This is a genomic window from Streptomyces sp. NPDC056600, from assembly GCF_042792855.1.
Lineage (GTDB): Bacteria > Actinomycetota > Actinomycetes > Streptomycetales > Streptomycetaceae > Streptomyces.
In genome coordinates, this window is sequence record NZ_JBHTVQ010000039.1 from 65,420 (window position 1) to 77,962 (window position 12,543).

A 12,543-nucleotide genomic window follows, 5' to 3' on the forward strand; every position below is an offset into this window, starting at 1 on the left:
ACCGGTCTCTTCCTACGACCGGCGCGTCTGCGACCGGCTCCCCCGACGACCGGCGCGCACCGGCCGGTCCGTTCCGCACGGCCGACGCGTCTCCGGTCGGTCCTCCCGTTCGACCCGCCCGTCCCCGGCCGGCTGCTCCCCCGTGCACCCGGCGCGTCCCGGCCCGGTCACTTCGCCACGACCCGCGCGTCCCCCGGCGTTGTCCTCGCCACGACCGTCGAGTCCCCGAAAGGTCGGCCGTGCGGCCGCGCGTCCCCCGTCGGTCTCCCCGGTGCCCCGGCGCGGGTCGCACGGGAGCGGGTCAGCCGGCGTCCGGCCCCTGGGCGGAACCGGCGGTCGCCTCCGCGCGCTCGGCCGCCTTCGCGGCCTTGGCGGCCTCCGCCAGCTGCCGCTTGGCGGCGGTGGCGTACATGTCGACGTACTCCTGGCCGGACAGCTTCATCAGCTCGTACATAACCTCGTCGGTCACCGCGCGCAGCACGAAGCGGTCGTTGTCCATGCCCTGGTAGCGGCTGAAGTCCAGCGGCTTGCCGATGCGGATGCCCGGGCGCATCAGTTTGGGCATCGCGCGGCCGGGCGGCTGGATCTTCTCGGTGTCGATCATCGCGACCGGGATGACGGGGGCGCCGGTGGCCAGCGCCACCCGGGCCAGGCCGCCGGGCTTGCCGCGGTAGAGCCGGCCGTCGGGCGAGCGGGTGCCCTCGGGGTAGATGCCGAAGAGGCCGCCGTTCTCGATCACCTTGATGCCGCTGCGGATCGCGGCCTCGCCGGCGCCGCGGCCGCCCTCGCGGTCCACCGGGAGCTGGCCGACGCCCTTCATGAAGGCGGCCGTGAGGCGGCCCTTGACGCCGGGGGTGGTGAAGTACTCCGCCTTGGCGATGAAGGTGACCTTCCGGTCGAGCATCACGGGCAGGAAGATGGAGTCCGAGAAGGACAGGTGGTTGCTCGCGAGGATCGCGGGCCCCTCGGCCGGGACGTTCTCCAGGCCCTCGACCCAAGGCCTGAACGCGACTTTCACCGGTGCCCCGATGATCGCCTTCATTATTTCGTAGATCACCCGACTGCCCTCCTGTGCATCGGGTCCGAACCTTATCCCGAGGCCGCGGCAAACGCTCGACGCCCCTGGCCGGTGCAGGCACGGTCGCGTACGGTGAAGTACCCACTTCATCCCTGTGCCGTGCGGGTACCCGCTACCCGGCGGCACGACTCAGTCACGAGGAGACCGAAGGTGCCGGTCCTTCCCGGAGCCGAGCCGTTCCGCCACGAGGGCGGGGAGATCGGCGTCCTGCTCTGTCACGGCTTCACCGGTTCGCCGCAGTCGATGCGCCCCTGGGCGGAGTACCTCGCCGGGCGTGGCCTGACGGTGTCCCTGCCGCTGCTGCCGGGACACGGCACGCGGTGGGAGGACATGCAGGTCACCGGCTGGCAGGACTGGTACGCGGAGGTCGACCGCGCGCTGCGGGAGCTGACCGCGCGGTGCGAGAAGGTCTTCGTCTTCGGCCTGTCGATGGGCGGCGCGCTCGCCCTGCGGCTGGCCGCGAAGCACGGCGACGCGATCAGCGGTCTGGTGCTGGTCAACCCGGTGAACAAGGTGCACGGGGCGGCCGCCCGGGTGCTGCCGGTGGTGCGGCACCTGGTGCCCGCCACCAAGGGGCTGACCAGTGACATCAAGAAGCAGGGTGTACAGGAGACGGGGTACGCCAAGGTGCCGCTGCACGCCGCGTACTCGCTGGCCGTGTTCCTGCGGATGCTGGACGGCGAGCTGCCGCAGGTGACGCAGCCGCTCCTGCTGCTGCACAGCACGGTCGACCACGTGGTCTCCCCCGCCGACTCGGCGCGCGTCCTCGCGCGGGTCTCCTCGGTGGACACCACGGAGATCGTGCTGGAGGACAGCTACCACGTGGCCACGCTGGACAACGACGCCGAGCGGATCTTCGAGGAGAGCGCGGCGTTCGTGGAGCGGCTGACTTCCGGGGCGCGGGGCGAGGGGCCCGGCGATCCGGGCGACCGGGAAGGGACGGCCCCCGTTGGCTGAGGACGGCACCGGGCGGGACCCGGACCAGGAGCAGGACCCCGACCTTCCCGCCTTCGACGAGAAGGCCGCGTGGGAGGCCATCGTCGCCTCCTACGGCGAGGAGCCGCCGGACCCGCCGGGGGTGAGACCGTACCGCCCCGTACAGGACCTGGCGCTGCCGGAGCCCGATGCCGACGGGACCGGAACCGGGGGTGACGCGGAGCTCGCCGTCGCACCCGCCGGCGCGGAGGGCGACACGGCCACCGAGCCGGAGCCGGACCCCGAGGCGCGGCCGCTGGGCGGGTCCGTGACGTTCGCGCCCGGTGTGGGCGCGGGGGCCACAGCCACGGCCCCGCCGGCCGGTCCGCGGGACTTCGAGCTCTCGGAGCCCGCGGACGAGGACCACTTCGTCCCGCCGGAGCCGCCGCCGCTGCCGGAGGCGGACGCGACGGCCAAGTTCGCCTGGCTCGGGGTGATCGGCGGGCCGGTGCTGCTGCTGCTCGCGGTGCTGCTGGGGTGGCACATGTCGTGGTGGCTCACGACGGTGTGCGTCGGCGGGTTCCTGGGCGGCGCGGCCGCCCTGGTCCTGCGCATGGACCCCGACGACGACGACCCCGGCCGCGGCGCCGTCGTCTGACCCACGGCGTCCACCCGGGACACCCCCGCGTCCCTGCGCCCCTGCTCTCGGCGGGAGGACGACGGGAAAGACGAACAAAGCGGGAAAGGGGCCCGGACCATGATGGTCCGGGCCCCTTTCGCGTAGGATCCTGCGCCCCCGCGCCCCTGCGGTCAGCGCTGGTAGAGGGCCTCGATCTCGTCGGCGAAGTCCTTCGCGACGACGTTCCGCTTCAGCTTGAGGGACGGCGTGAGGTGCCCCGACTCCTCGGAGAACTGCCCCGGGAGGACGCGGAACTTCCGCACCGACTCCGCCTTGGAGACCGCCGCGTTCCCGTCGTCGACCGCCGACTGGATCACCGCCAGCAGGTCCGCGTCGTCGCACAGCTCGGCCGGGGTGGTCCCCTCCGGCTTGCCGTGCTCCGCGCACCAGCGGCCGAGGAACTCCTCGTCCAGCGTGACCAGCGCGGCGACGAACGGCCGGCCGTCGCCGACGACCATGCACTCGGCGACCAGGGCGTTGGCCCGGATCCGGTCCTCGATCACCGCGGGGGCGACGTTCTTGCCGCCGGCCGTGACGATGATCTCCTTCTTGCGGCCGGTGATCCGCAGGTAGCCGTCCTCGTCGAGGGTGCCGAGGTCGCCGGTGTGGAACCAGCCGTCCTCCAGCGCCTCCGCGGTGGCGGCCTCGTTGTTCCAGTAGCCGGAGAAGATGTGCTCGCCGTGCAGCAGCACCTCGCCGTCGTCGGCGATGCGGACGACCGACCCCGGCAGCGGCTGGCCGACCGTGCCGATCTTCTGCTTGTCCCACGGGTTGAAGGCGGTGGCCGCGGCGGACTCGGTGAGGCCGTAGCCCTCGAGGATGGTGAAGCCGATGCCGCGGAAGAAGTGGCCGAGCCGCTCGCCCAGCGGCGCGCCGCCGGAGACCGCGTACTCGCCGCGGCCGCCGAGGACGGCGCGCAGCTTGGAGTAGACGAGCTTGTCGAAGACCTTGTACTTGACGCGCAGGCCGAAGGACGGGCCCGACGGGTCGTCCAGGGCGCGGCTGTAGGCGATGGCCGTGGCGGCGGCCTTGTCGAAGATCTTGCCCTTGCCGTCGGCCTGAGCCTTGGCGCGGGCCGAGTTGTAGACCTTCTCGAAGACCCGCGGGACGCCGAGTATCAGCGTCGGGCGGAACGAGGCCAGCTCGTCGGTGAGGTTCTTGATGTCCGGGACCAGGCCCAGACGGATCGGCGCCAGCATTGCCGCGATCTCGACCAGGCGGCCGAAGACGTGGGCGAGCGGGAGGAACAGCAGCACGGAGCAGCGGCCGGTGTCGAACAGCGGGCCGAGGCGCTCGACGGCGTTTCCGGCCTCCGCGAACCAGTTGCGGTGGGTGAGCACGCAGCCCTTGGGGCGGCCGGTGGTGCCGGAGGTGTAGACAATGGTGGCCGGGTCGTCGGCCTTGGCGAAGCGGCCGCGCTCCTCGAGGGTGTCCTCGGAGACGTCCTGGCCGAGCCGGCCGAGTTCCTCGACGGCGCCGTCGTCGAGCTGCCAGACGTGCTTGAGCTCCGGCAGGGCCGCGCGGACCTGCTCCACGGCGGCCGCGTGCAGCGGCGTCTCCACGACCACGGCGGTCGCGCCGGAGTCGCCGAGTATCCACTGGATCTGCTCGGGGGAGCTGGTCTCGTAGACCGGCACGGTGACGGCGCCCGCGCTCCAGATCGCGAAGTCCAGCAGCGTCCACTCGTAGCGGGTGCGGGAGATCAGCGCCACCCGGTCGCCGGGCTGCACGCCCGCGCCGATGAGGCCTTTGGCCGCGGTGTGCACCTCGTCGAGGAACCTCTTGGCCGTGACGTCCTGCCAGGCGCCGGCGTCGTCCTTGCGGGCGATCACCGCGGTGTCCGGGTGCTGCGCGGCGTTTCTGCGGACCAGATCGGTCAGGTTGCCGTCCGCGGGGACTTCGTAGAGAGCCGGAAGGCTGAACTCGCGCAAGACTGCTGCTCCTCATTGGCGCCGACGCCACGACGTTGTGTGAGTGCGACGGTGCGGTCCATGGCTGGGGCGCGTGCCGCCAGGGGTGGGGACATGGTCCGCCCCTGGACCTGGCACTACGGGACTGTCCGGACGTTACTCCTGGGTAGGTTCGCTCCGAAAGAGCGTCCGGCTCCGATGTTCGCCGCGTCACACGACTGGTGTTCCATTGCGCACAGTAGTCCACGCCATTCTTGAGGTGCCAGAGTAACCGCAGGTCCGACCGCCTCTGTTCACGGTTGCACCACACGCCTAGGCTTCGTCGGCATGGCAGCGACACCCCTCGGTGACCGGGTCAAGCGCCCCGGCACCCGCAGCACCCGCGTGCACGTGGTGAGCGACGTGCACGGCAACACCCGTGACCTGGCGAGGGCGAAGGACGGCGCGGACGCGCTGGTCTGCCTCGGCGACCTGATCCTCTTCCTGGACTACGCCGACCACTCCCGCGGCATCTTCGGCGACCTCTTCGGCCGCGAGAACGCCGATCGCATCGTCGCGCTGCGCACCGCCCGCCGCTTCGAGGAGGCGCGGGAGTTCCAGGCGGCGCTGTGGGCGGCGAAGGACGAGGACCGCTCGGTGCTGATCGAGCGGGCGGTCCGCCGGCAGTACGCGGAGATGTTCGCGGCCATGCCCTCTCCGACGTACGCCACCTACGGCAACGTCGACGTCCCCGGCCTGTGGCCGGAGTACGTCCAGGAGGGCACCACCGTCCTGGACGGGCAGCGGGTGGAGATAGGCGGCTGGACCTTCGGCTTCGTCGGCGGCGGCCTGCGCACCCCCATGAGGACCCCGTTCGAGATCGACGACGAGGAGTACGAGGCCAAGCTGGCCGCGCTCGGCGAGGTGGACGTGCTGTGCACGCACATCCCGCCGGAGGTCCCCGACCTGGTCTACGACACGGTGGCGCGCCGCTTCGAGCGCGGCAGCCGCGCCCTGCTGGACGTGATCCGCCGCACAAGGCCCCGCTACTCGCTCTTCGGCCACGTCCACCAGCCGCTGCGGCAGCGGATGCGCGTCGGGTCGACCGAGTGCGTGAACGTCGGCCACTTCGCGAGCACCGGCCGGCCGTGGGCCCTGGAGTTCTGAGCGCCCCGCCCCGACGCGGCTCCGGACCGTCTCCCCGCGCGCGGTAGCCTGCAACCGCAGACCTGCCCGGCCGGATCTGGAGGAGCTACGGCGATGGCGGAACACACCAGCTCGAACATCACCATCGGGGCCGCACCGGCCGCTGTGATGGAGGTGATCGCCGACTTCGCCCGCTACCCCGAGTGGACCGGTGAGGTGAAGGAGGCCGAGGTCGTCGCGACCGACGGCCAGGGCCGCGCGGAGCAGGTCAGGCTGGTGATGGACGCCGGCGCGATCAAGGACGACCAGACCCTCGCCTACACCTGGAAGGGCGCCGACGAGGTGTCCTGGACGCTGGTGAAGTCGCAGATGCTGCGCTCCCTCGACGGCACCTACGCCCTGCGCGACCTGGGCGACGGCTCCACCGAGGTCACCTACACCCTCACCGTGGACGTCAAGATCCCCATGCTGGGCATGATCAAACGCAAGGCCGAGAAGGTCATCATCGACCGGGCGCTGGCCGGCCTGAAGAAGCGCGTCGAGTCGAAGGCGGCCTAGGACCGGGCCTCCCCCCGCTCATGCGGACCCTGCTGATCACCGGGCCCGGCGGATCCGGCCGGACCACGGTGGCCGCCGCCACCGCCCTGCGCGCCGCCCGCGAGGGCGCCCGTACCCTCCTGCTGACCTGCGACGACGCCTTGCCCGGGGGCCTCGTCCCGGCCGACGTGCCCGGCCTCGCCGTGCGCCGGACCGACCCCGCCGAGGGGTTCCGCGACGTGCTCGCCGCCCTCCAGGGGCAGGCCGGAGCCGCCTTCGACCTGCTCGGCGCGCGCCCGCTGGAGCGCGACGAGATCACCCCGCTGCCCGGCGCCCGCGAGCTCGCCGTCCTGGCGGCCCTGCGCGAGGCGGCGCGCTCCGGCGCCCACGACCTGCTGGTCGCCGACCTCCCCGCCACCCCCGAGGCCTTGGCGCTGCTCGCGTTGCCCGGCGAGCTGCGCCGCTACCTGCGCCGGCTGCTCCCGCAGGAGCGGCAGGCGGCCCGCGCGCTGCGGCCGCTGCTGGGCCGGCTGGCCGGGGTGCCGATGCCCTCGGAGCGCCTGTACGAGTCCGCCGCCCGCTGGGAGGAGCGGCTCGCCGAGGTCGAGGACCTGCTGGGGCGGGCCGAGGTGCGGCTGACCGCCGAGCCCGGACCGTCCGCCTTGGAGGCGGTGCGCGCCGCGGTGCTCGGCCTCGCCCTGCACGGCCTGCGCCCCGGGGCGCTGCTGGCCACCCGGGTGGTGCCCGACGCGGGCACCGACACCTGGCTCACCACGCTCGCCGCCCAGCAGCGCAAGGCCCTCGACGAGTGGGCCGCGGCGGGCCTGCCCGTCCGTCCCGTCCCGCACCTGGGCCGTGAGCCGCGCGGCGCAGACGACCTGACCGCCCTCGGCGTGCCGGGCGCCGACGCCACCGCGACGTCCCCCGGGGCCGGGTGGGCCGGGCCCTGGGCCGTCGAGCGGCCGGTGGAGGACCGGACCGCCGAGGACGGCTCCCTGGTCTGGCGGATCCCGCTGCCCGGCGCGGTCCGCGAGGAGCTGGAGCTGGTCCGCCGGGGCGACGAGCTGCTGCTCGCCGCGGGCCGCTTCCGCCGGGCCCTCGCCCTGCCCCCGGCGCTGCGCCGCTGCGCGGTGACCGGGGCGGCGCTGCGCGAGGGCGTGCTCGCCGTGCGGTTCGTCCCCGACCCCGCGGTGTGGCCCCGCCCTTCCGCCGAGCGCTGAACGGCGTGGCGGTGTTGGCGGTACCGTCGAAGGTGTCCGAGCCCCGTCGAGCGGGGCACGACGAGGAACGGGAGAAGGGTCCGGGATGAGCGAGAAGCCAGAGGGACGCACCGGCGACTCCGACGCCTGGGCCGACGCCTGCGCCGAGGACCTGCGGGCCGAGCAGGAACGCCACCGCGAGCGCCGGGGCGCCGGCGAGGCGACGGGGTCGGCCGCCGAGGAGCTGCGCAAGCTGGCCTCCGCGGTCGCCGACCGGCTGGCCTCCTTCCAGGGGCAGGCGCAGCTGCTGGGCGCCGCCGAGCAGGTGGTGCGGCAGGCCAGGGCGGCGGTGGAGCCGGTGGTCGAGCGCAACCCTGACGTCTTCCGTCATCTGTCGGCGGCCGGCTCCGAGCTGCTGGCGGCCTACCGCAGTGCCGTGCAGTCCCAGGAACGCCGCTGGACCGCAGGTGAGGAGCCTCCCGCCGGCCGTCCCGGCGGCTCCTCCCGGGCCCCGGCCGCCGACCGTCCCGAGGACGACGGCGAGGACGGCGGGCCCGCCGGAGGACAGCGGATCGACGTGGACTGATCGCCCTCCGGTACGGTAAGCCCCAGCGGGCACGACCATTTACCGAGGGACACATGGGACTCACCATCGGCGTCGACATCGGCGGCACCAAGATCGCGGCGGGAGTCGTCGACGAGGATGGCAACATCCTCTCGACCTTCAAGGTGCCGACCCCCGACACGGCCGAGGCCATCGTCGACGCCATCGCGTCCGCGGTGGACGGCGCCCGGGCCGGCCACCAGATCGTCGGCGTGGGCATCGGCGCCGCCGGCTACGTCGACCGGCAGCGGGCCACGGTCTACTTCGCGCCCAACATCGACTGGCGTCAGGAGCCGCTCAAGGCGAAGGTGGAGGCCCGCGTGGACCTCCCCGTCGTCGTCGAGAACGACGCGAACGCGGCGGCCTGGGGCGAGTACCGGTTCGGTGCCGGCCGGGACAACCACAACGTCATCTGCATCACCCTGGGCACCGGCCTGGGCGGCGGCATCATCATCGGCGACAAGCTGCGCCGCGGTCACTTCGGCGTGGCCGCCGAGTTCGGCCACATGCGGATGGTGCCGGACGGCCTGCAGTGCGGCTGCGGCAAGCAGGGCTGCTGGGAGCAGTACGCCTCCGGGCGCGCCCTGGTCCGTTACGCGAAGCAGCGCGCCTTGGCCACGCCGGGCAACGCCGAACTGCTGCTCTCCCTGGGCGACGGCACGCCCGAGGGCATCGAGGGCAAGCACATCTCCACCGCCGCCCGTGAGGGCGACCGGGTCTCGGTGGACTCCTACCGTGAGCTGGCCCGCTGGGTCGGCGCGGGCCTGGCCGACCTGGCCTCGCTCTTCGACCCGGAGGCCTTCATCATCGGCGGCGGCCTCTCCGACGAGGGCGAGCTGCTCATGGAGCCGGTCCGCAAGTCCTACCGGCGCTGGCTGGTCGGCGGCACCTGGCGTCCGGTCGCCGAGGTGAACGCGGCGACGCTGGGCGGCAAGGCGGGCCTGGTGGGCGCGGCCGACCTGGCCCGGCAGCCCGCGGCCCCGATGTAGGTCCGCGCACGGTGACGGCCGACGCGCCTGTTCCGCTTCCGGCGCCTGGGACCGAGGCCGACGGGTCGGCCGTGGTCCGGGCGCTGTCCTACAACGTGCGGTCGATGCGCGACGACACGGCGGCGCTGGCCCGGGTGATCCGGGCCTGCGCTCCGGACCTCGTGCTGGTGCAGGAGGCTCCTCGGTTCACGGGCTGGCGCGGGCGGCTGGCCCGGCTGGCCCGCGAGTCGGGCCTGGTGGTCCTCTCCGGCGGCGCCCCCGCCGCGGGGCCGGCCCTGCTGTGCTCCCTGCGGACGGCGGTCGAGCGCACCGAGGACGTGCTGCTGCCGGTGACGCCCGGCCTGCACCGGCGGGGGTTCGCGACGGCGGTGGTGCGGTTCGGGCCCGCCACCCGGCTCGGCGTCCTCAGCTGTCACCTCTCCCTGCGGTCCGCCGAGCGGTACGAGCAGGGGGGCATGCTGCTGGAGCGGGTCCGCTCGCTGGGGGTCCCGCACGTCCTGGCGGGCGGCGACCTCAACGAGCGGCCCGGCGGCCGTACCTTCCGCCGGGTCGCGGCCGAGCTGCGGGACTGCCGTCCGGCGGCCCCGTGGGGCGGCGAGTTCACCTCGCCCGCACACGACCCGGTCCAGCGCATCGACGCCCTCTTCACCACCCCGGGCATCGAGGTCCTCGGCTGCGGCGTCCCCACGGACCTGCCCGGCCTCGCCCCGTCCGACCTCCGCGCCGCCACCGACCACCTCCCGGTCCTGGCCGCGCTGCGGGTGCCCGCGTCCTGACGGGCGGGCTCAGCCGGTCCGCACGGACTCCCGCGGAGGCTCCGCCTCGCCGGCCGGCCCCTCGGCGTCCCGCTCGGGGGCGTCCGCGCCGCCCACGGTGACCTCCCACAGGCGGTCGGCGGCCATCAGGGTCGCGGCGACCAGCAGCCCGTTGCGCAGGAACAGCAGCCCGAGCCCGAGCGGCGTGCTGCCGACGACGTCGCCGAAGTAGAGCGGGAACTCCACCAGCGTCACCCCGCTCGCGGCGACCAGCACCCAGGCGGCCGGCCCCACCCCGCTGCCGCGGAAGGTCACGCACACCGCGGCGACGCCCACCAGCCACACCAGGTACTGGGGGCTGATCACCCGGCTGGTGACGGTGAACATCAGGACCGCCACCAGCCCGGCCAGCGCCGGGACCGCCGGTCCCCACACGATCCGTTCCGCGGACGCCTTCAGCGCCCCGGGCCGGCCCCGCCAGCGCCAGAACAGCAGCCAGCCGAAGACGGCCACGGTGAGCAGCATGGCCCCGCGGCTCACCGTCTCCACGTGCGGGCCGATGAACTCCATGGAGCCGTAGTTGAGCAGGACCTGGCCCTGCCACCCGTACTGCCGGGCGACGTGCAGGACCAGCGCGCCCAGCGACTCCACCTCGGTGCCGCGGTCGCGCTGGAAGGTGAGGAAGGCGAAGGCCCCGGGCATCGCCAGCGCGAACCCGGCCGCCACCACGGCCGCGGTGACCACCGTCCACACCCAGGTGGTCCTGCGGACCACACCGGCCAGCAGCAGCGCGGGCCACACCTTGAGCATCGCGCCGAACCCGATCAGTGCCCCCGCCAGCCGGGGCCGGCGTGCCAGGGCGAGCAGGCCGCCGACGGCGACGACGGTGACCATCACGTCGTAGCGGGCGTACACCGTGGGGCCGAGCAGCGGCACGCCGGCCGTCCACACCCAGGCGCCGTGCCGGGAGCGTCCGCTCCCCCGCCCGGCCCGCAGCAGCAGCGCGAAGCCGACCGCGTCGGCCAGGAAGGCGAGGACGAAGAACGCCTGCGCGTACTCCAGCCAGGGCAGCACGGCCGGGGAGAGGATCGCCAGCGCGGCGGCCGGCGGGTACTGCCAGGTGATGTCCGTCTGGGGGAACGTTCCCTCACCCAGCACCCGGTACCAGTTCTGGTACGTCACGTGGACGTCGGAGGTGACGTCCGGACCGGGCATCACCCACACCTTGAAGACCAGCAGGAGCAGCACCGCCCGCGAGGCGAGCCACAGGGCCCACAGGGCGGCCGCCGGGCGGGGCGCCGGGCCGGCGGCGGGGGCGGGGGCGGACGGGGGGTGCGTGGGGCCCTTGGTCTGCATGCGGCCATGATTCCCCATGCGCCCGTTGGATAGGGTCGTCCGCGATGCACAAGACGCTGATCGTGACCAATGACTTCCCGCCGCGCCCCGGCGGCATCCAGGCGTTCCTGCACAACATCGCGCTGCGCCTCGATCCGGAGCGCTTCGTGGTGTACGCCTCGACCTGGAAGCGCGGCCGGGAAGGGGTCGAGGCCACCGCGGCCTTCGACGCGGAGCAGCCGTTCCGGGTGGTGCGGGACCGCACCACGATGCTGCTGCCCACGCCCGGCGCCACCCGCAGGGCCGTCGGCCTGCTGCGCGAACACGGCTGCACCTCGGTGTGGTTCGGCGCCGCCGCCCCGCTGGGCCTGATGGCCCCGGCCCTGCGCAAGGCGGGCGCCACCCGGCTGGTCGCCACCACCCACGGGCACGAGGCGGGCTGGGCGCAGCTGCCCGCGGCCCGGCAGCTGCTGCGGCGGATCGGCGAGTCCACCGACGTCATCACCTACCTGGGCGAGTACACGCGCTCGCGGATCGCCGACGCGCTCACGCCGGAGGCCGCCGCGCGGATGGTCCAGCTGCCGCCGGGCGTCGACGAGAAGACCTTCCACCCGGGCTCCGGCGGCGACAAGGTGCGCGCCCGGCTGGGGCTCACCGACCGGCCGGTGGTGGTCTGCGTGTCGCGGCTGGTGCCGCGCAAGGGGCAGGACACGCTGATCCGGGCGATGCCGTTGATCCTGGCCGCCGAGCCGGACGCGGTGCTGCTGGTGGTCGGCGGCGGCCCGTACGAGAAGGACCTGCGCAAGCTCGCCCGGGAGACCGGGGTGGAGCGCTCGGTGGTCTTCACCGGCTCCGTGCCGTGGTCGGAGCTGCCGGCCCACTACGGGGCGGGCGACGTGTTCGCCATGCCGTGCCGGACCCGGCGGGGCGGCCTCGACGTCGAGGGCCTGGGCATCGTCTACCTGGAGGCGTCCGCGACGGGCCTGCCGGTGGTGGCCGGCGACTCCGGCGGCGCGCCGGACGCGGTCCTCGACGGGGAGACCGGCTGGGTGGTCCCCGGCGGCTCGCCCGGGGACGCCGCGGAACGCATCGTCACGCTGCTCGGCGACGCGGAGCTGCGCCGCCGGATGGGCGAGCGGGGCCGCGCCTGGGTCGAGGAGCGGTGGCGCTGGGACCTCCTCGCCGACCGCCTCCGCGACCTGCTCTGACCGCGGAGCGGCCGGGACGGGGCGCGGTGCGGCCGGGACGGGGCCGCGCGCCTGGCTGCCGCCGAGGCGGCGGAGCGCCGGCCGCAGCCCCGCGACCCGCGCTCGGCCGCCGTCCCGGGCCCGGGTGCGCCCGGCCGTTGCCAGGGCCTCTGTCGCCCACCGTCCAGGCTTGGTGCGCTCAGCCACCGTCCGATCCGGGGTGCGCCCAA

The 12,543-nt window shown here is 74.2% G+C and carries 12 protein-coding genes; 9 read left to right on the plus strand and 3 right to left on the minus strand.

All coding sequences use genetic code 11. The annotated features are described in order from the left end of the window. Positions 1–301 precede the first annotated feature (301 nt). The gene (locus ACFRAV_RS19990) at positions 302–1,054 is read right to left on the minus strand and encodes a lysophospholipid acyltransferase family protein (RefSeq protein ID WP_382557435.1); all 753 of its coding nucleotides are present in this window, start codon (positions 1,052–1,054) and stop codon (positions 302–304) included. 174 nt (positions 1,055–1,228) lie between these two features. Here ACFRAV_RS19990 and ACFRAV_RS19995 point away from each other — a divergent pair, with 174 nt between their 5' ends. Both ACFRAV_RS19995 and ACFRAV_RS20000 read left to right on the plus strand, forming a co-directional pair. Next, positions 1,229–2,035, plus strand: coding sequence for an alpha/beta hydrolase (locus ACFRAV_RS19995; RefSeq protein ID WP_382557408.1), 807 nt, complete (start codon positions 1,229–1,231; stop codon positions 2,033–2,035). Then, entirely contained in the window at positions 2,028–2,651 is a 624-nt protein-coding gene (locus tag ACFRAV_RS20000) for a hypothetical protein (RefSeq protein ID WP_382557409.1), read from the plus strand. The genes ACFRAV_RS19995 and ACFRAV_RS20000 overlap by 8 nt, the downstream gene beginning before the upstream one ends. A 152-nt stretch (positions 2,652–2,803) precedes the next feature. Here the strand turns inward: ACFRAV_RS20000 and ACFRAV_RS20005 are convergent, their stop codons facing one another. Continuing rightward, entirely contained in the window at positions 2,804–4,603 is a 1,800-nt protein-coding gene (locus ACFRAV_RS20005; protein ID WP_382557412.1) for an AMP-dependent synthetase/ligase, read from the minus strand. A 306-nt stretch (positions 4,604–4,909) separates the two neighbouring features. Here ACFRAV_RS20005 and ACFRAV_RS20010 point away from each other — a divergent pair, with 306 nt between their 5' ends. From ACFRAV_RS20010 to ACFRAV_RS20035, 6 genes are all read left to right on the plus strand, one after another. After that, on the plus strand, positions 4,910–5,728 hold the full coding sequence (locus ACFRAV_RS20010; RefSeq protein WP_382557413.1) for a metallophosphoesterase: 819 nt from the start codon (positions 4,910–4,912) through the stop codon (positions 5,726–5,728). Positions 5,729–5,821: 93 nt separating this feature from the next. Further along, positions 5,822–6,265 carry an SRPBCC family protein gene (locus tag ACFRAV_RS20015; RefSeq protein ID WP_351114403.1) on the plus strand — a complete coding sequence of 148 codons (444 nt, stop codon included), beginning with the start codon at positions 5,822–5,824 and terminating at the stop codon, positions 6,263–6,265. A 20-nt stretch (positions 6,266–6,285) separates the two neighbouring features. Continuing rightward, the gene (locus ACFRAV_RS20020) at positions 6,286–7,464 is read left to right on the plus strand and encodes an ArsA family ATPase (RefSeq protein ID WP_382557416.1); all 1,179 of its coding nucleotides are present in this window, start codon (positions 6,286–6,288) and stop codon (positions 7,462–7,464) included. 85 nt (positions 7,465–7,549) lie between these two features. After that, a complete protein-coding gene (locus tag ACFRAV_RS20025; protein ID WP_382557418.1) occupies positions 7,550–8,029 on the plus strand; it encodes a DUF5304 family protein in 480 nt (159 codons plus the stop codon). Between the two features lie 53 nt (positions 8,030–8,082). After that, on the plus strand, positions 8,083–9,036 hold the full coding sequence (locus tag ACFRAV_RS20030; RefSeq protein WP_382557419.1) for an ROK family glucokinase: 954 nt from the start codon (positions 8,083–8,085) through the stop codon (positions 9,034–9,036). A gap of 11 nt (positions 9,037–9,047) precedes the next feature. Further along, positions 9,048–9,812, plus strand: a complete 765-nt coding sequence (locus ACFRAV_RS20035; protein ID WP_382557422.1) for an endonuclease/exonuclease/phosphatase family protein — start codon at positions 9,048–9,050, stop codon at positions 9,810–9,812. Between the two features lie 9 nt (positions 9,813–9,821). Here ACFRAV_RS20035 and ACFRAV_RS20040 read toward each other — a convergent pair whose 3' ends face one another. Further along, the gene (locus ACFRAV_RS20040; RefSeq protein WP_382557424.1) at positions 9,822–11,147 is read right to left on the minus strand and encodes a glycosyltransferase 87 family protein; all 1,326 of its coding nucleotides are present in this window, start codon (positions 11,145–11,147) and stop codon (positions 9,822–9,824) included. Positions 11,148–11,191: 44 nt separating this feature from the next. Here ACFRAV_RS20040 and ACFRAV_RS20045 point away from each other — a divergent pair, with 44 nt between their 5' ends. Further along, on the plus strand, positions 11,192–12,334 hold the full coding sequence (locus ACFRAV_RS20045; RefSeq protein WP_382557427.1) for a glycosyltransferase family 4 protein: 1,143 nt from the start codon (positions 11,192–11,194) through the stop codon (positions 12,332–12,334). Positions 12,335–12,543: the final 209 nt, after the last annotated feature.